Source organism: Paenibacillus sp. RC73, from assembly GCF_044908085.1.
Classification (GTDB): Bacteria; Bacillota; Bacilli; order Paenibacillales; family Paenibacillaceae; genus Paenibacillus; species Paenibacillus terrae_A.
Map to the genome: position 1 here is coordinate 430,647 of NZ_JBIYCV010000001.1, position 17,327 is coordinate 447,973.

13 protein-coding genes are annotated in these 17,327 nt (G+C 50.8%); 4 read left to right on the forward strand and 9 right to left on the reverse strand.

What is annotated here, in order from left to right; all coding sequences use genetic code 11:
• Window positions 1-41 precede the first annotated feature (41 nt).
• Window positions 42-992 carry a serine hydrolase domain-containing protein gene (locus tag ABH897_RS02010; protein ID WP_404591068.1) on the forward strand — a complete coding sequence of 317 codons (951 nt, stop codon included), beginning with the start codon at window positions 42-44 and terminating at the stop codon, window positions 990-992.
• Window positions 993-1,139: 147 nt separating this feature from the next.
• Here ABH897_RS02010 and yicI read toward each other — a convergent pair whose 3' ends face one another.
• Window positions 1,140-3,464 carry an alpha-xylosidase gene (gene yicI / locus ABH897_RS02015; protein WP_283655548.1) on the reverse strand — a complete coding sequence of 775 codons (2,325 nt, stop codon included), beginning with the start codon at window positions 3,462-3,464 and terminating at the stop codon, window positions 1,140-1,142.
• A gap of 187 nt (window positions 3,465-3,651) precedes the next feature.
• Here yicI and ABH897_RS02020 point away from each other — a divergent pair, with 187 nt between their 5' ends.
• Window positions 3,652-4,581 (forward strand): helix-turn-helix transcriptional regulator, encoded by a 930-nt coding sequence (locus ABH897_RS02020; RefSeq protein ID WP_404591070.1) that lies wholly within the window; start codon window positions 3,652-3,654, stop codon window positions 4,579-4,581.
• A gap of 73 nt (window positions 4,582-4,654) precedes the next feature.
• On the opposite strand, the gene ABH897_RS02025 is transcribed toward ABH897_RS02020, so the two are convergent.
• The 4 genes from ABH897_RS02025 to ABH897_RS02040 all read right to left on the reverse strand — a co-directional run bounded on the left by ABH897_RS02025 (window position 4,655) and on the right by ABH897_RS02040 (window position 10,791).
• Window positions 4,655-4,945 (reverse strand): Crp/Fnr family transcriptional regulator, encoded by a 291-nt coding sequence (locus ABH897_RS02025; RefSeq protein WP_404591072.1) that lies wholly within the window; start codon window positions 4,943-4,945, stop codon window positions 4,655-4,657.
• A gap of 202 nt (window positions 4,946-5,147) precedes the next feature.
• The gene (locus tag ABH897_RS02030; protein ID WP_404520929.1) at window positions 5,148-6,989 is read right to left on the reverse strand and encodes an adenine deaminase; all 1,842 of its coding nucleotides are present in this window, start codon (window positions 6,987-6,989) and stop codon (window positions 5,148-5,150) included.
• A gap of 83 nt (window positions 6,990-7,072) precedes the next feature.
• Window positions 7,073-9,451, reverse strand: coding sequence for an RNA polymerase recycling motor HelD (helD, locus tag ABH897_RS02035; protein ID WP_404520970.1), 2,379 nt, complete (start codon window positions 9,449-9,451; stop codon window positions 7,073-7,075).
• A 308-nt stretch (window positions 9,452-9,759) separates the two neighbouring features.
• Entirely contained in the window at window positions 9,760-10,791 is a 1,032-nt protein-coding gene (locus tag ABH897_RS02040; protein ID WP_283655544.1) for an FUSC family protein, read from the reverse strand.
• A gap of 187 nt (window positions 10,792-10,978) precedes the next feature.
• On the opposite strand from ABH897_RS02040, the gene ABH897_RS02045 reads away from it, so the two are divergent.
• The gene (locus ABH897_RS02045) at window positions 10,979-12,301 is read left to right on the forward strand and encodes an MFS transporter (RefSeq protein ID WP_404520930.1); all 1,323 of its coding nucleotides are present in this window, start codon (window positions 10,979-10,981) and stop codon (window positions 12,299-12,301) included.
• Window positions 12,302-12,394: 93 nt separating this feature from the next.
• Window positions 12,395-13,564, forward strand: a complete 1,170-nt coding sequence (locus ABH897_RS02050; protein ID WP_283655543.1) for a glycosyltransferase family 4 protein — start codon at window positions 12,395-12,397, stop codon at window positions 13,562-13,564.
• Between the two features lie 132 nt (window positions 13,565-13,696).
• On the opposite strand, the gene ABH897_RS02055 is transcribed toward ABH897_RS02050, so the two are convergent.
• From ABH897_RS02055 to ABH897_RS02070, 4 genes are all read right to left on the reverse strand, one after another.
• On the reverse strand, window positions 13,697-14,329 hold the full coding sequence (locus ABH897_RS02055) for a DUF2238 domain-containing protein (protein ID WP_404591074.1): 633 nt from the start codon (window positions 14,327-14,329) through the stop codon (window positions 13,697-13,699).
• Window positions 14,330-14,355: 26 nt separating this feature from the next.
• Complete coding sequence (locus ABH897_RS02060; protein WP_404591076.1) at window positions 14,356-14,559, reverse strand: YwbE family protein; 204 nt, start codon at window positions 14,557-14,559, stop codon at window positions 14,356-14,358.
• Window positions 14,560-14,625: 66 nt separating this feature from the next.
• A complete protein-coding gene (locus tag ABH897_RS02065; RefSeq protein WP_283655540.1) occupies window positions 14,626-15,363 on the reverse strand; it encodes a DUF1361 domain-containing protein in 738 nt (245 codons plus the stop codon).
• 186 nt (window positions 15,364-15,549) lie between these two features.
• Window positions 15,550-17,301 (reverse strand): hypothetical protein, encoded by a 1,752-nt coding sequence (locus ABH897_RS02070; protein ID WP_404591078.1) that lies wholly within the window; start codon window positions 17,299-17,301, stop codon window positions 15,550-15,552.
• Between the last annotated feature and the right edge of the window lie 26 nt (window positions 17,302-17,327).

Below are 17,327 nucleotides of genomic sequence, written 5' to 3' on the forward strand. Positions count from 1 at the left end.
ACTATTTATTTATGTACTATAAATGTCAAGGAGGGACTTACTTGAGTAGTCTGGAACTTACACCGCTTGTTTGCGAACTAACCGAGCTGGAAATCCGTAGCTGCCTGATCTTCCAGCATGGGAGCATGGCGCTGGAATACTACCGTGAACCTCAATTTGCGAATGAACTCTATAAAATAAATTCCTGCACCAAAAGCGTGCTTGCCGCATTAGTCAGCATCGCCATGGATCAGCAAATCGTACCACAGCCGGGTACACCTATCCTCGAATTTTTTCCCCAGATTGCCGAGGACAGCGATACGCGAAAGCGTGATATTACGATTGAACATCTGTTAACGATGTCCGCGGGCTTTAACTGGACTGAATTTGGCGGGCAAAATTCATTTCCGACGATGAGCAAAACATCAGACTGGGTGCAATTTGTGCTATCACAGCCGCTCGCTGATGTACCAGGTACGCGAATGGAGTACAACTCCGGCTGTTCTCAGCTTTTGGCTACCATTCTGCGTCATGCTTCTGGACAAGCGGTAGCTGAATTTGCCGAGCAGCAGTTATTCCAACCGCTGGGTATCGAAAACTACCATTGGGAAACCGATCCGCAAGGCACTCATACAGGAGGCTTTGGACTGCGTCTCAAACCCATGGATATGCTTCAATTTGGACTGCTCTACCTGAACGAAGGAAGCTGTGAAGGCCATCAGCTCATACAAGCTGAGGCCGTCCGGCACTCCACCCGTGCGCTCCTTCCGACGGCCAAACCCCAAAAAGCCTTTTACGGCTGGCACTGGTGGGCTTCTTCCTTTTCAGACGAAACGGAGAAAAGCGCTGAAACGGATTATTATTACGCGCTCGGCTTTGGCGGTCAATACATTGTTGTCGTCCCGTCTTATGACATGGTGGTTGTTGTTACTGCTGACAAGTTCAAAAAGAAGCGGACTCCTGTGGATATATTCAGGCAGTACATCGTACCGATGCTTGTTCAGCAAGGGTAAATAAAAATCGAAACCTAAGTTGAAAATTGCCATTACGACTCCAAAGCAAAAAAGGGTCTGCCCGGTTGATCAGGCAAGCCCCTTTTTGCAATACATTGCTACACTATAGAATGGCGAATTTTACTTGTGAGCGAAAGTGTACATGACCTATCCCAAGTGAATGGTAAGCTCCTGCTGTCCGCTTGAGGCTGGTGTAATGATCACACCCTGCTCTCCCGCTTGACTGCTGCCACCCTCGACCTGAATAGCTTCGTGAATGCACCGCAGTACCAGTGACCATGGTTTAACCGTACCCTCAGCTTTCACCGTAATCACAGCATCCTTGCGACTGGCAGTGACGGTCAGCTCTTCTTCACCAGAAGTGTTCACGATAACCGTCCGAGCCTGCTGCCCTTCACCCAGCTCGAACAAGTGGAAAGACACTTGTTCTGCATAATCATAATCCGGACGGCTGTCCTCATGACCGATCGCCAGCAGCGTGTTCGGCTTCACCAGCACGGGCAGGGTTGTAAAATCGTGATGCTCGTTAACCCAGCGACCACCCGACACGGTTTCATTCGTCAACAGATTCGTCCACTGGCCCTCCGGAACGTAATACTGTACGTTGCCTTCCTTATTAAAGATCGGGGCCACCAAAATGGAATCGCCCAGCATGTATTGCAGATCCAGCGTTGCACAGCTCGGGTCCAGCGGGAATTCCAGCACCATTGCCCGCATCATCGGCAGACCCTTCACCGAGGATTCCACAGCGGACGGATACAGATACGGCATTAATGAACATTTGAGCTTCGTAAAGCTGCGAACCACATCCACCGATTCTTCATCGAACAGCCAAGGCACGCGGTACGATTCATTTCCGTGCAGACGACTGTGGGAAGACAAAAGCCCAAATTGTACCCACCGTTTATACACGTCCGGCGCAGCCGTTAATTCAAAGCCGCTAATATCATGGCTCCAGAAGCCAAAGCCGCTCAAACCAAGCGATAAGCCGCCCCGCAGCGATTCCGCCATCGACTCATATGTCGACGAGCAGTCACCGCCCCAGTGAACCGGGAACTGCTGTCCCCCGGCCGTAGCGGAACGTGCGAACAACGCCGCTTCATTTTTACCCAGCTTTTCCTCCAGCACGTCAAATACAGCCTTGTTGTACAAATGCGTGTAATAATTGTGCATTTTCACCGGATCAGAGCCGTCATGATACACCACATTCGTAGGAATCCGCTCGCCAAAATCAGTTTTAAAGCAATCCACACCCTGATCCACCAGCACCTTCAGCTTATCCTGATACCAAGCCACCGCAGCCGGATTCGTAAAGTCAACCAGCCCCATACCCGCCTGCCACATGTCCCATTGCCATACGCCGCCATCGGCGGTTTTGACCAGATACCCGTTCTCCATGCCTTCATCGAATAAAATGGATTTTTCCGCAATATACGGGTTAATCCAAGCACAAATTTTGAGTCCCTTCGCTTTCAAACGCTGTAGCATACCTTCCGGGTCCGGGAACATATCTTGATCCCATTGGAAATCGCACCATTGGTATTCCTTCATCCAGAAGCAGTCAAAATGGAATACCGAGAGCGGCAAATCACGCTCAGCCATCCCGTCCACAAAATGATTCACCGTCGCTTCATCATAATCGGTCGTGAACGAGGTGGTCAGCCACAAACCAAAGGTCCAGGCAGGTGGTAACGCGGGCTTGCCCGTCAACTTGGTGTAATTGTCCAGCACCTCTTTAGGGTTGGCTCCGCCAATAATAAAATACTCTAACGATTCGCCAGAGACGCTAAACTGCACCTTCGAGACATTTTCCGATGCAATTTCATACGATACCTTTTCCGGATGATTGACAAACACACCATACCCTTTATTAGACAGGTAAAATGGAATGTTTTTGTACGCCTGCTCACTGCTCGTGCCGCCGTCCTCATTCCAGATATCGACCACCTGCCCATTTTTCACAAATGGAGTGAAGCGTTCCCCGAGGCCGTATACGTACTCCCCGATTCCCAACTCCAGCTGCTCCCGGAAAAAAGGCTGATCCTGTGGGTCTGTAATGTATCCAGGCCCACGATGTCCGCTACCCGTGATTTTACGATCCTCTACATAAAAACCTACGTCCCAGCTCTTTCCACGACCGACACGCACACTCAGATTACCGCTTTTCAGCACCGCTGCGTCCTCACCTGCCGTAATCTCCACCTCTGTTGGCAAGGTATGAATTTCAAAATCCGGTCCATGATGCACCCGCCCCTTGTGGTGGTTAAAGCGTACCCGAATGACATTCGGCATCGGCGAGCTATAGGTCGCTTTCAGCAACGCCCCGTTCAGGGTGTCTCCTTTATGCTCGATCCGGTGGGTCGACGCGTATACCGTCATGGAAACATCGTCCGTCACAATATCACGGATTTCCGCAGGATTTTGGATCTCATAGCCTTTGCGGACCATCCAATAGCCATCTGTAAATTTCATTTGTTTATTTCCTCCGTTTCGATCTATATATTGTTGAACCCAAATAAAATCGCTTGTTGGATTTTTTCGAAATCCTTACTATAATAATATTGATTTATGTAAGGGTTTACTTCTTTTATTTTGACATATTGTATCAATATTTTGATATTTTCTATACAAAACAAAAATCAGGAAGGGAGTGGGTGAAATGAATCGGGAAATGTTGCGGGAAAACCGTATTCATGGTAATCCCATGTATCCGGTCAGCGTGTATCCGAGCGTAGAGCAGTTGAACGGAAACAGCGTGCTGGAGTCTCATTGGCATGAGGAAATGGAGTTTATCGTCGTGGAGCAGGGTAGCGCCGTCTTTCAGACGGATATGGAATACACCGAGGTCAGCGAAGGTGAGGCTCTTTTTGTCAACAGCGGAGAGCTACACGCCGGATATTTAAAAAAAGCGCCAAGCTGCGTATTCTCTGCGGTGGTATTTCATCCCGATCTGCTGCACAGCCGGACACAGGATACGGTGCAGGAGCAGTTTATCGACCCTTTTATCAGCAAAAAGCTCGTCGTTCCCCCTCACATTCGCGGGGTCCTGCCTTGGGAACAGGAGGTACTGACCGCGCTGCGCCGCATCATCACCAGCCATGAGCAGAATGCGCCTGCCCGTGAGCTGGCGACCAAGGCACAGCTCTATGGCATCATCGCCAACATGTATCCTCATATGACCCCGGCTAACGGAGAAGACGTGATTATGGCAGGTCAGCGCAGCAAAGTCGAACGAATCAAAAAAGCGCTGGCGTACATCAACAGTCATGCTCATGAGCCCATTCGTTTGCGGGATATCGCGGATGAGATTCGTATGAGCGAGGGACACTTTTGCCGTTTCTTCAAGCAGATGGTGCAAAAAAGCCCGGTCGAATACATCAATTACCACCGGGTTCAGAAGGCTTGCAGACTGCTGGAGCAAAGTGACCGCAAGGTGGTCGATATTGCGCTGGAGGTTGGCTTTGATAATCTGAGCTATTTTATCGCAACCTTTAAAAAATGGAACGGCATGCCTCCTTCACAATATCGCAAACAGCACGAAGCCGAGCAGATGGTTGGAGCAACGCCCTTTGTCACAGATATAAGTTGAAGAATGGCAAAAAGTAAAAGGCGAACTCCAAGCTGAATATGAACAGCTCAAGAATTCGCCTTATAAGACATCTTTAATCTTCATTTACCTCTTGGTATATGGCTCCGAGTCGCGAATTTCTTCCCACATATGGCTTGTATCCATAAGCTCCTTCGTAATCATCTGCTGGCGAAAAGCCAACATTATACTCCCTGCCATCTGCTAAAGTGTAGAATAAACGGAATAATCCCTCTGAGCAAAAATAGGCATGATTCACGGGTTCACCCGTTTCGATCAGATACGTTCCCTGCTGTACATGTTTTACACGGGTTCGTTCTACAAATCTGTTCCAATCCTGCTCTACAATCGAGGCCTGATAAACCATCTGCTCTCATCTGCTCTAATGAAAGATAATACTGAGACATATGCTCATTGCTCCCCGGAATTCTTAAATAGAAGGAAACCTTTTTGATTTTTAAATACAGAAAACAGGAGCTATCCCTCCAGTCTTTACAGACCTTATGGGACAACCCCCTTTCAAAAAAGCGCACATATCATAAATACACGCGTATGGGCAAAGTAGCCTGTCAGGCTTCCGCAATATCCTCTTCGACGAAGATCGAAACCTTGCGGATACCGTCTGCTCCGATCACAACAAGCCCCTGATCCGACAGGCGGATTTCGGGGATGACGACCAGCGCCAGCAGCGACAGTGTCATCAGTGCGTTGTTCAGCACACAGCCGGATTGCTGAAGTGCCCGGCTGATGCTCTCGGACTGCGCAGCCACCTCTGCAAACGGCGCAGGAGACATCAGCCCGGCGATAGGCAGCGGGAAGCGCGTTTCGCCCGAGGCGGACACGACCACTACACCGCCGCGCATAGCCACGGCCTGCTTCGCCGCCTGGGTCATCAACTCGTCATCGTTGCCAATGACGAGCAGGTTGTGGCTGTCATGCGCCACAGTCATGGCAATGGCAGCAGGCTCGGTGAAACCGACGCCCGTCACGAGTGCCACCGCATGGCTGCCACTGGCATGATGCCGCTCGAAGACGGCTATTTTGCACAGATCCTGCGCGGGATCTGCCGTGACCTCACCATTGCGGACCGGAACGGTCATCCGCACTTCCTTCGTGTCCACGTGATTTTCCGTGACACGAATGACTCGTACAGGTACGTTCCCCTCCTGTACTGGAGCCGCAATGCGGAAATCCGCAGCGCTCAGGTCGCGTCCCAGACGGACCGTGTCCATCACTTCCGCAGGATAAACGAAGCCCTCCCAATCGGCGACCATTTGGCCGTGCTCGGCCACCAGTTGACCCGCCGCAATCGTAGCGGTCACGTTCACTTCGGCCAGACGGCCATCGAGCAAAATAATATCGGCAATCGCCCCCGGAATAATCGAGCCGATATCCCGTGCTACGCCGAAGCGCTCTGCCGTATTCAGCGTAGCCATCTGAAACGCGGTCACGGGCTTGACGCCCTGCGCAATGGCATGACGCACGACGAAGTCCATCTGACCCTCATGGAGCAAGGATTCCGCGCTGCGGTCATCCGTCACCAGCATCATGCGACGGGTGTCGAGGCCCATTTCCGTGCTGGCGCGGATGGTCTCGGCCACATCATGCCATGCGGAGCCCTGCCGCATTTTGGCATACATGCCGAGCCGGATACGCTCGGCTACATCCTCGGGCGTGACACATTCGTGGTCGCCTGTAATCCCTGCGGCTGCATATACTGGCAGCCGCCAATCGTCGGAAGCCCATGTAAAATGGCCGTCCGCCACCTTGCCCGCGCGCAGCGTGGCCTGAATTTCCCCGATCATCACATCGTCTCCATAGACAACGCCCGGGAAATTCATAACTTCGCCCAGCCCGATCATATCCGGGCCCCAGCTTAAGGCTTCCTCGACTTCCGCCGGGCCGAAGGAGGCCCCTGTCGTTTCCAGTTCCGGCCCTGTGGACGGAACACAAGAAGCCACCTGCATGTAAGCAGCCAGCGGTGTCGTACGTGCTTCATCAAGCATCAGGCGAAGCCCTTTCAGACCGAGAACATTGGAAATTTCATGCGGGTCAAAAAATCCACCCGTCACGCCCAGCGGCAGCACCGCTTTTGCAAACTCGGTTACCGTAAGCTGCGTGCTTTCGATGTGACAATGTCCATCCAGTAATCCCGGTGCCATATAGCGGCCTTCCGCTTCAATGATCACAGTGTCTTCTCCGATGGTATGACTAACGTCCCGACCGACGTATGCAATACGGGAGCCCTGTACAGCAATAGACATTCCCGGTAATAATTCGCCCGATACCACATTGACCAGCGTTCCTCCGCGGATAACCAGCGATGCCTTGCGCTCCCCTCTGGCTGTAGCTACCAGCTCGGGTACACAGTCCGCCAGCGGCGCGCGTTGAAATACACTCTTCATGTCCATTACGTTTTGTAACCTCCGTTTATGCTTCTTACCTGTTTTTCTTATTTGCTTATGTTACTGGAATACGTACAATTATGCCAGTCTTACAGAACAGGATCACTTTCTTCCACTTTACGGGTATACGTATCCGATACCTGCGAACTCACGAACGGTGTAATTTCGCCTATCGTATAGATGTGTAGCAAATGCATAGCCCGTGTACAGGCAGTGTAGAACAGCTTGCGCTCACTTTCACGCTGATATTGCTCCGCTGAACCGTCATAGATCAGGACCGCATCAAATTCCACGCCTTTTGCCAGGTAAGCCGGAATGATATGGACTCCCTTTTCAAAAGCCGGGGTTGTCTTCTTGATCAGCCTTGGCTTCACGGGCAACTCTCCTTCGAATGCTTCATAAGCTGTCGCACTTTCTCCGGCATTTTTGCAGATCACTGCCACGGATTCATAACCCTCTGCCAGCAATTCCGTGATGTTCCCGACGATCAGACGATGCAGCGTTTCACGCGAACGTACCTCCGTAACACGAGGCTTCTCACCCTTGCGGTTAAACGGTACAATATGCTCGCCTCCAGCCACCATTCCCCGGGTAAACTCCACAATTTCCTGTGTCGAGCGGTAGCTGCGTGTCAGGGAAATCATCTCGGTTTGTTCCGCTCCATACAGCTCATAGAGAGGCTCCGCATCCTGAAGGACAGAAGCATGCGCATAGATCGCCTGATTAAAATCGCCCAGCGCGGTCATTTTAGCCTGTGGAAACAAGCGTTTGAAAAAAGCCAATTGGAAGGGTGAATAGTCCTGTGCTTCATCAATAAACACATGACGGATATGGCTATTGGAACGGAAGCCCAACATCAGCTCACGCAGATATAAAAATGGTGTCACGTCCTCATATGCCAGTTCCCCGGCCTGCATCCGATCCAGCGTTTGACGGCTGATTTCACTCCAGCTATCGGGCAGCTCGGCGTGATTGGCCAGCTGGCTCAGTAGCGTCTCATTCAGGAACAACTCGCCATATAAGCGGGTCGTGTCCACAAAGCGAAGTGCTTTGATCCATTTACGCAAAGGCTTCAAGCGGTCACTGACCACCATTCGCGCCAATATTTCCCGTTCACGTGTAAAATCGTCAAAGGTATGGCCTTTATTCTTGGATTTACGCCGCATGCGATTATAAGCACGCTGGTAATCCTCAGGTTCCATCAAGTCCATCTGCTGATCAACCCATGGAGCGGAGCATTCCTCTTTACCGAAACGGGCCAGCTCCTTGAGCATCCAATCCCGAAGCAGCTCCAGCCGATTCGCCAGCCGAACCGAAGCATCAAACCCATAAAACTTATGCACCATTTCCTCCAATGGAACCACCTCGCGCCCTTGAAACCGGATCGGTTTAAAACGCATACCCTCCTGCTCCAAATACGCCTTGTATCCGGTAATGGCTTGCAAAAACGTCTTGGACGACTTAAAGCGGATGCCTTCCATTCTGGCCTCATACCCCGGCTGTGAAGATGCCGACAATACATATTCCAGCTGCTCAAAAGGGTCTTCCAATTGAAACTCCCGGCCCAGCCGACGCTCCAAATACTCCTGAAGCGTCGCCTGGAGCATGTTTTCCTCACCCAATTCAGGTAATACCGTCGAAACATAGCTGTTAAACATCGGATTGGGCGAAAATAGCACTACCTGATCCGCGCGCAAGCGGTCACGGTACTTATACAGCAAATAGGCTACTCTCTGGAGCGCAGCAGATGTTTTGCCGCTTCCTGCCGCCCCCTGTACGATAAGCATCCGGCTTCGATCATCACGAATGATGCGATTCTGCTCCTTTTGAATGGTTGCCACGATACTTTTCATCTGAGCATCCGAGCTGCGACTCAGCACCGCCTGTAGCAGCTCGTCTCCAATCGTTACCCCTGTATCGAACATAAAACGAATCTGTCCATCTCGGATCGAGAATTGGCGCTTGAGCGTCAGTTCTCCTTCCATTTCCCCTGCTGGAGTCTTATAGGAAGCGGGACCCGGCATATTATCGTAATAGAGATTGGAAATCGGCGCACGCCAGTCGTAGACCAGAAATTCCTCATCCTGATTATCCAGCAGGGAAGCAATCCCCAGATAAACACGCTCTGCGGGCTGCCCTTCCTCAGCAAAATCAATACGTGCAAAATACGGTGATTCCAGCAGCTTTTTCAAACGACCTAGCGCCTCTGTAGAATGCTTGTGCCTGCGCTCCCGTTCCGACAGAATTTCAGATTGCTGACGTAAACTGGTGGATGTCTCTCCCACATCATCCGCCTCACTAAAGTTGATCGTTACCTCATCCCAAAAGTCTTTACGCATATCTACGACATCTCCGCGTACAGAGCCAACCTCCGTCTCCAGCTTCCGAATTCGCCCGCTAATGACAGCAGTCACGTCCTCTACTCTCCGTTGTTCCTCGTTCCATTGCTGCTCAGTAGCCACTGGCATCACTCCTGTTCCGTTTCCTCCTGCTCCACCGCAGGGCTAAACTATGCTCTATTATGGACCTGGGTATACCCCTGGCATCCCTCTGATCCGGGAAAATTGACTTACACTTTGAAACATGCTATAATATAAAAAGAAGTGTGATTAACGACTTTAAACTTATGGTTTTATCATAAACATAGCATCCTCTATTGTAGCAAGTTTAACCCCTGTTCGCAACCAGCGGGCTTTTTTTATGCCTTTATGTACGTAAAAAGCGGTCGTCCATCTATAAGATGAATACGGCCGCTTTTTACTTTTTCATACATTCGCTACTTGCTCTCTTCCACAGGATGAATATGTTCCGCCAGTCTGCTCAACCGCTCCAGTTGATGACCATAGTCATACATCGCAGCAGCCACAATCGAGAGTCTCAGCATCCCCTCCTGACAGTGGTCAAAACGGGTAATCGCATGCTTCATAAACTCACCGTTCGCCTGCTGGAACATTTCGCTTTCGTCCTCGTTCGGTTTCAGCTTATCTTCAAACTTCAGCAGCGCATGTTCATGGAACCGAATTAGCAGTTCCAGATGACCATCAAAAAACGCATCCGTTCCCTTCGGTCGCACAGACTGGAAGTAGTGCCTTTCCACCGCGTCCAGTACCTCATACCCTTTGTGCAAACTTCCGAGCATTTGCTTGTATACCACCATCTGTCTCGTCTGACTGAACCGGGAGCGCTTGAGCTTCTTCTGCTCTTCCTCGAACAAATGATATTTATCCGATAGCGATTTTATGGCTCCCTCCAGATTGCCTTTTTCCTCTTTAAAGACAGACTCCTTAATCTCATCGGAAATGGCGGTGCGCAGCAGCAAGGACATAGTGTTAAATACACTTTGAATCTGATTGATAAACTGTCTTTTCGGTTTCGGAGGAAACACCGTAATATTAATAACAAAAGCAGAAACAATCCCGATTAAAGTAAGCACAAAACGGGTCACCGCAAATTTCCAGTCATCCGAGGCTTCCATGACAGAAACAACGGTTACCAGTGTTAGTCCTACCGTATCAGCCATATTTAATTTCAGACATATCATAAGTACCAGCACACATACCAAACCAACCGCAATAGGCTCATTCGAAAATACCATTCCGCCCAGCAAAGCCATGATTGCACCTAGTGTGCTTGTTTGGAGTTGATCCAGAAAATAACGCCACGACCTGTATATTGACGGTTGCATGGCAAAAATAGCGGCTATCGCTGCCCCCACAGGCGAATGGGTGTTCAAAAGCATGCTCAGAAAAAGGGCGAGCGTCACTGCGATTCCCGTTTTTAACACCCGTGCTCCAAAAGCCAAAGCCATCCCTCCTGCTTACCCTTCAAATTTATTCATACCGAATTACTATAATGAAATTTCAATGTAAAGTCCATGCTTTATTATTACCCAAAACAATCGGAGACAAGGAATATTTATGAAATGCACAGATCCTGCTAGAATACATATCAATACAATCTACTGATCTGTATCAACGTCACAGGAGGACCGCATCGTGCCATGGATTAGCAAAATGTTAGACGAGCCTCGAAAGTGGCCGCGTAATATCCGATTGTTTTTTATCGCCAATCTGCTGTATCAGATGGGTACGGGAATGTTTTCCGTTCTGTATAACCTTTATATCCAGGAGCTTGGCTTTGGGGATGACATGAATGGCCGAGTGGTGAGCATGCAAGCACTGGCTACAGCCTTGCTATTTATTCCGGTCGGTTTTTTGGGGGATCGGAGGAGCCGCAAACACATGCTGGTCATCGGCGCGTTATTCAGCGGTGTTGCCTTTCTCATCCGTACCTTTACGGATACCAGTGGCAGTATGCTGGTTTTCGCCGTCGTTTCGGGTGTATTCGCCGCCTTTATTCAGGTGCTGGCTGTACCCTTTTTAGCGGAAAGCATCAGCAAAGCCCAACGCTTGAAAATATTCAGCTATTACTCTGCTCTTGTACTCGCAGCACAGGTCATGGGGAGCTTTGGCGGTGGTGTGCTTGCGGATGGGCTGCAAACGTGGGGGATCACACAGCTCTCCAGTCTGCGGGTTGCCCTGTTCCTCGGAGGAACGGCAACATTAACCGCTTTTATACCATTATTGTTCATGACAAAAGCAACTCATGTTGAGGAAGAAGCAGCCCTTGCGAAATCGACACCTGAACCGGTATCAGCGAATACGGCGGAATCCACGTCCGCTTTACCAGTACCACCTGCTCCTGCTGCTTCTTCGGATACCAGAGTCATCGGACAATTTGTCCTTGCCCAGTTTTTTCTCGGGTTGGGCTCAGGTCTGGTCATCCCTTATCTCAATTTGTATTTTACGAACCGCTTTTCCGTATCGCTCAGTGCGATGAGTTTGCTGATTGCTCTCGGTCAGCTGATGACGATCCTCTCTATGCTGATCGGGCCTACGCTTGGCAGCCGAATCGGACTGGTCAAGGCTGTCGTTGGCTTCCAATTGCTCTCGCTCCCGTTTCTCCTGATTACCGGCTTCACAAATGTCCTCTGGATTGCTTCCATCAGCTTTCTGTTCAGGCAAGCGTTGATGAATGCCGCCAATCCGCTGCAAACCGCCATTCTGGTGGAACGTGTATCGGATAAGAACCGGGGGATTGCCAACTCGGTTCTCCAGACGACCTGGATGCTAGGAACCGCAGGCATGGGACCTGTACAAGCCTATCTGGTTACGACCTACGGCAATTACTGGGGCTATGCCATCACGTTCAGTATGACAGGTGTATTTTATATTTTGTCCTCCCTCGTCTACTATTGGATGTTCCGAGAAAACCGCCCGTCCGCGGGTCAGCTTTTACAAAACCCGGCAAGCCCGTAAACAAAATCATGGCACAATAAAAGCTGGAGCCTCCAAGCGGACTCCCCTGGATCGTCATAGGATAAATGAGAATGGCGGAGGAGGAATGAAGGCATGCTTCGAGTCGCTTTATTTACGGACACGTATGCGCCTGACGTAAATGGCGCTGCCCTGACACTGGAACGATGGATTGGCTATCTGGAGAAACATGGGGTATCTACGCTCGTCTTCGCACCGGAGGCAGACCACCGTCTGCCCTCCGGACCGGGTGTAGAACGGCTTCGGAGCATTCCTTTTTTGTTGTACCGGGAATGCAGGCTTGCGATCCCCAACGCCAAACAGATCAACGACCGTTTGTCCGCCTTTTCCCCGCACCTGATTCATGTCGCTACCCCATTTAACCTTGGCCTGTACGGAACAAGCTACGCAGCCAAACACCATGTTCCGCTCGTCGCCTCATATCATACCCACTTTGATAAATACCTCGAATATTACAAGCTTCGCTGGCTTGAACCTGCCTTGTGGAAATACATGCTCTGGTTTCACAGACATTGTGAAAGGGTGTATGTACCCTCTGGGTCAACCATGGAGTTATTGCACAATAAAGGAATGAGTCAACTCGAAATCTGGGGCAGGGGCATTGATACCCATCGCTTCCAACCTAAAGTGGATCGTCACGCAGTATGGAGAAAATGGGGCGTTCGTGCAGACGCATTCGTTATTTTATATGTCGGCAGACTTGCACCAGAAAAGGGAATAGACACCTTACTGGATGCTTACCTCCAGTTGCCGGACGATGTCCGGGCAGAATCTGTGCTGGTCATTGCAGGAGACGGTCCACTGTACAAGGTCAAAACAGCGGCAGACATGGGGGTGCCAGAGCATGCAGTCCATTGGCTTGGCTTTGTGAAAGGGCAGGAATTAGCGGGGCTATACGCCGCAGCGGATGTATTCCTGTTCCCCTCCACTACGGAAACATTCGGCAACGTCGTGCTGGAAGCCATGGCGAGCGGAACACCCGTGGTCGGTGCTGATGAAGGCGGGGTAAAGGATAATCTCATTCATGGGAAAACGGGCTTGTTGTGTCCTGCCGGAGATGCCGCTTCCTTTGCCGAAGCTGTGCACCTGTTGTACAAAGACAGACCACTTCGTGATTCTATGTCCGTGGCGGGTAGAGCCTACAGCGTGGAACAGACATGGGACCGCATTTTCGAACGACTGCTGGACAGCTACATGGGTGCCGCAACCCTGCATCTCGACAGCCGCCCTATGACGCATATGTAGCCCTGGAAACTGCCGATCTCAGGATACATCAAAGGGTGGTTAAAAATGCTTTAGCATGCATTCTATAACCACCCTCCACTATCATTATAACTTTATACCGTCCAGCTATGTTCTCCTAAAGAAAGGAACACATTAATATCTTAGCTGTTTCAGCAGCTTGTTATGTACTCCGCTCAATAGAATCACGGCTGTCAGAGCGCCGATCAAAGCGAGAAGCATATCCCATTGGGTATCCCATATATCCCCTTGGGTTCCCAAAAAGGCTTCTGCGGCCGTTCCAGTCGCCTTGGCTACGGCAAACTCAATCAGCTCATACGCAGCACTAATCGCAAGGCACACACTAACCGTGAGAAAGGTCAGCCAGCCTCCGCTTCCCAAGGTCGTTTTACGCAGCAGCACTTCTCTGACAATAAGCACAGGCACAAAGCCTTGCGCAAAGTGCCCAAGTCGGTCGTAATAATTACGCTCCAGCCCGAATGTATCCCGTATCCAGTTAAACAGGGGCACTTCCGCATAGGTATAATGCCCGCCGACAATCAAAATCAGCGCATGCAGCCATATCAGAGTATACACCAGATTCGTGAACCGGAATTGGCGGTAAACAGCCACCAGCAGTCCAGCTCCCAAAATCGCCGGAAGAACTTCCAGTACCCAAGTAAAATGATCCGCCGGATGGATAAAGGACCAGATGAGAGCAAGCACCAGTAATACAAGCAAAACAAGCGGGTAGCGATCATGTTTCGACCTTGCCGTTGCCTGTTTCATGCGTCATTCCTCCTCAGCCCGCAGCTCTATCCTTCATTCGTTACGATATGCTTGACACGCCCAACCTGTCCGTCTGCCAAACGCACTTTGATTCCATGCGGATGACGCGAAGAATTGGTCAAAATATCCTTCACCGTTCCTCGTGTCAGCTTTCCGGTAGGCTGATTTTTTTTAAGCACAATATCTACCTGAAGCCCTGCGCGAATATCTGATCGGTTCTGTCCGTTCATGGTTTCTATTCCTCCTCTCTATTCAAGCTTATGAAGCTACTCAGCCACTCAGTCGCATCTAAATCATTAGTTACGCCATTCATCCCGACGGCTGTATCCGATCCAAACCACGCACATCGTGGATACATAGCTAATGAACAAAATAGCAAATACCATCCCGCTAAACTCCACAAAATGAGTACGCTGTAGGGTATCTGCCCATATGGAGGACACCTGCACATACAGCTGGGAAGGCGCAGAAATAATATCCCACGTATTTCCCCGAAAGAAACGGCCAATATAAATGCCCAAGCTGCTGAGCAGCAATACCGCCAGCACAAACAGCCAGCTTACAAACCCGCCACGTGCACGTCGTACCAGCTGTCGTACAGATTCTAGAGATATAAATCCCATCGTAAGTCCAAGGACAGCGACCAACAGCATGCCCAGTACATGATTCCAGAAATAAGGCTCTCCCCAGAAGCGTTGCTCCCCCAGAAATGGATATCGGGCGAATACATGCAGCAAATCTGTGATTAAATACGGTGTGTTGGGATAAAAAAAGAGCCATACCGCTCCCGTTATCCAGAGCAAAAATGTTCTCGTTCCCCGCCGCCAGGAACTATAAATCACATCAAGCAGCAGCGTTAAAAGCATCGGGATCCAGGCCAGCATCATATTCCACCAAATAAAAAGATAAGGGCGGCCTCCCGAGGGCAGCCGCACGTTAATGATCCACAAGGTGCTGATCACTGAGCATACAGCTAATACGATAAAAACATACCCTTTTATAGGATAATTTAACGATCTTAAACGGGCATACATGTGTGTCTTTTCCTCCTTTGCAGCCGTCCAGCCTTTTGACGTTCCAATTTACACCTGTTCTGGACAGTGTACACCACAATCGCTTCAAGCTCAATGGAAGCGCTCCATTCAGCATGCTTCAAGACGCGAAAAAGCACCTGTTTTACGAGACTGATCTCATCCTCGGAAACAGGTGCTCATCGTACCTCAAACTTCACTCACAGACAAAGGCGACATGCGGATCGTGATCGTCTGATCAAACGGAGCCATCCAATTGACCAGCAATGTGTGACAATCCACTGGGTATGCAGCCCCACGAACCGAGTTAGCCGTATGCTCCATCGCTGTTCCTGTCAGCTCAAACCACGCATTTCCTGATTCATAGCGCGCCATACCGCCAGTCCAGCATTGCACCGCTTCATTAACCAGCCTATATTCCCCGCAAGTGAATTTCCCTTCACGCCCAAAAACAAATAAAATCTGTGTCATGCAGTCCACCGGACCTTCTGAACGAAAACGAAGCGTCCACACATCCTCCTGACGATCCACATCCACCCGGATTTCATGCTTTTGTTCATGGGTTAGTGGACGTTTGTGATGCGGGAGCAAATACCACGGACTAATTTCCTCCTGCGAGGTAGGCGGCAGATCGGCGGCAGCAACAGGCCCGTAATAGCCTTTGGCCTGCTGACCCGATAGCGTCCAGCCGGTTTCATGGGCAGTCAACTCCTGCATAGGCACGAAGCCCGGCAAGAAATAGGAAGCTGCCTGAACCGCCAGCAGACGCGCATCTCCATGACGCAACGACAGGAACGATGAAGCCTCGGTCATAAGCGTCGCGCTGGTATCCTTCTGCCGATATCGAGCAACCAGAGCGCCAAAATCCGTATGCAGCCTGCTGTGATAAATGTGCTGATGATGCCCTGCCTCGTCCATCCGGCTCAGATAGTCAGTTCTCGGAAAGTCTCCGTTCAGCAGCTTGTTATAGGTGACAGGTAATGCAGCAGGCGATATTTTGCGGGTTTGCAAACGTGGCTCCAGCAAGAAGCACACAGCCGCATTAATCGGAGCACCGCCCGGATGATCCGTTACCTGAACAGCGGCGACAGCCATCGCTTCGAATATAGCATCCTCATCCTCGGTAGCCAGCATGGCATACGGGAGAAGATAGGAGGATAAATTCATCATCACGCCGAAGTCCTGTCTTCCCGAATACTCTGTGACCACTTCCCCATCCGGATGGACAAGATACACCATCATGTGCAAATTGCGCCGTACCGGCTCAAGCAGCTCCGGCAGCTTCAATAAACGGGCGGCATGAATCAGCATAATATCGCTGACAGCATTATAAATTCCATTGCTGCGTTCCGTCCATTCGCCATCCGGCGTCCCGTCCAGTCCTTCTGCCAGCCACATGCTGGCCTGGGCGAGCGCTTCGGGCAGATCAAACAGCTCGTGCAGGAAGCCCAGAGCAGCGCACAGTACCCAACGGTGATTCGGCGTATGGCAGCCTCCGGTCAGCATGACCGGAATCGTCCGCTCCAGAAACAGGCGGATCGCGTCAGTCACCCGGCGCAGCTCCAGCCAGTCGTCACCGATCAGCAACTGGTAGACCTGAGCGTAGCCCACTACCACGAACGCCGTATCCGGCGGCGAGTGAAAATTGGTCCAGCCCGGCGAAATAGAGCCGTCCTCATGCTGTACGCGCAGCATGTACTGCGCCGCCAGCTCCAGTCGGATCAGCACACCCTCATTCCGGTAATAAGCGGAATCCGGATTGACGAGCGCGGCCGCCCAGACCGCCATTGCCGCAGGAGTGCCAACCGAATGATTAGGCCAGGCAATCCCGTTCTCATCATCGGTCACCCCACCATAATAACGGTTGTCGACTCCCAGCACCTGATGGTCCATGCCCGGTTTCACCCAGGCATCATTGACCGCTACAATTTTACTATACATTCCCTCAGCCCCTGTGATATGCATAA

What these genes read in the sequence shown, in the direction of transcription:
- helD (WP_404520970.1), bottom strand. Translation starts at nt 9,451, where the DNA reads ATGCCAGTGGCTACTGAGCAGCAATGGAACGAGGAACAACGGAGAGTA.
- ABH897_RS02040 (WP_283655544.1), bottom strand. Translation starts at nt 10,791, where the DNA reads ATGGCTTTGGCTTTTGGAGCACGGGTGTTAAAAACGGGAATCGCAGTG.
- ABH897_RS02020 (WP_404591070.1), top strand. Translation starts at nt 3,652, where the DNA reads ATGAATCGGGAAATGTTGCGGGAAAACCGTATTCATGGTAATCCCATG.
- ABH897_RS02065 (WP_283655540.1), bottom strand. Translation starts at nt 15,363, where the DNA reads ATGTATGCCCGTTTAAGATCGTTAAATTATCCTATAAAAGGGTATGTT.
- yicI (WP_283655548.1), bottom strand. Translation starts at nt 3,464, where the DNA reads ATGAAATTTACAGATGGCTATTGGATGGTCCGCAAAGGCTATGAGATC.
- ABH897_RS02030 (WP_404520929.1), bottom strand. Translation starts at nt 6,989, where the DNA reads ATGGACATGAAGAGTGTATTTCAACGCGCGCCGCTGGCGGACTGTGTA.
- ABH897_RS02050 (WP_283655543.1), top strand. Translation starts at nt 12,395, where the DNA reads ATGCTTCGAGTCGCTTTATTTACGGACACGTATGCGCCTGACGTAAAT.
- ABH897_RS02055 (WP_404591074.1), bottom strand. Translation starts at nt 14,329, where the DNA reads ATGAAACAGGCAACGGCAAGGTCGAAACATGATCGCTACCCGCTTGTT.
- ABH897_RS02060 (WP_404591076.1), bottom strand. Translation starts at nt 14,559, where the DNA reads ATGAACGGACAGAACCGATCAGATATTCGCGCAGGGCTTCAGGTAGAT.
- ABH897_RS02025 (WP_404591072.1), bottom strand. Translation starts at nt 4,945, where the DNA reads ATGGTTTATCAGGCCTCGATTGTAGAGCAGGATTGGAACAGATTTGTA.
- ABH897_RS02070 (WP_404591078.1), bottom strand. Translation starts at nt 17,301, where the DNA reads ATGTATAGTAAAATTGTAGCGGTCAATGATGCCTGGGTGAAACCGGGC.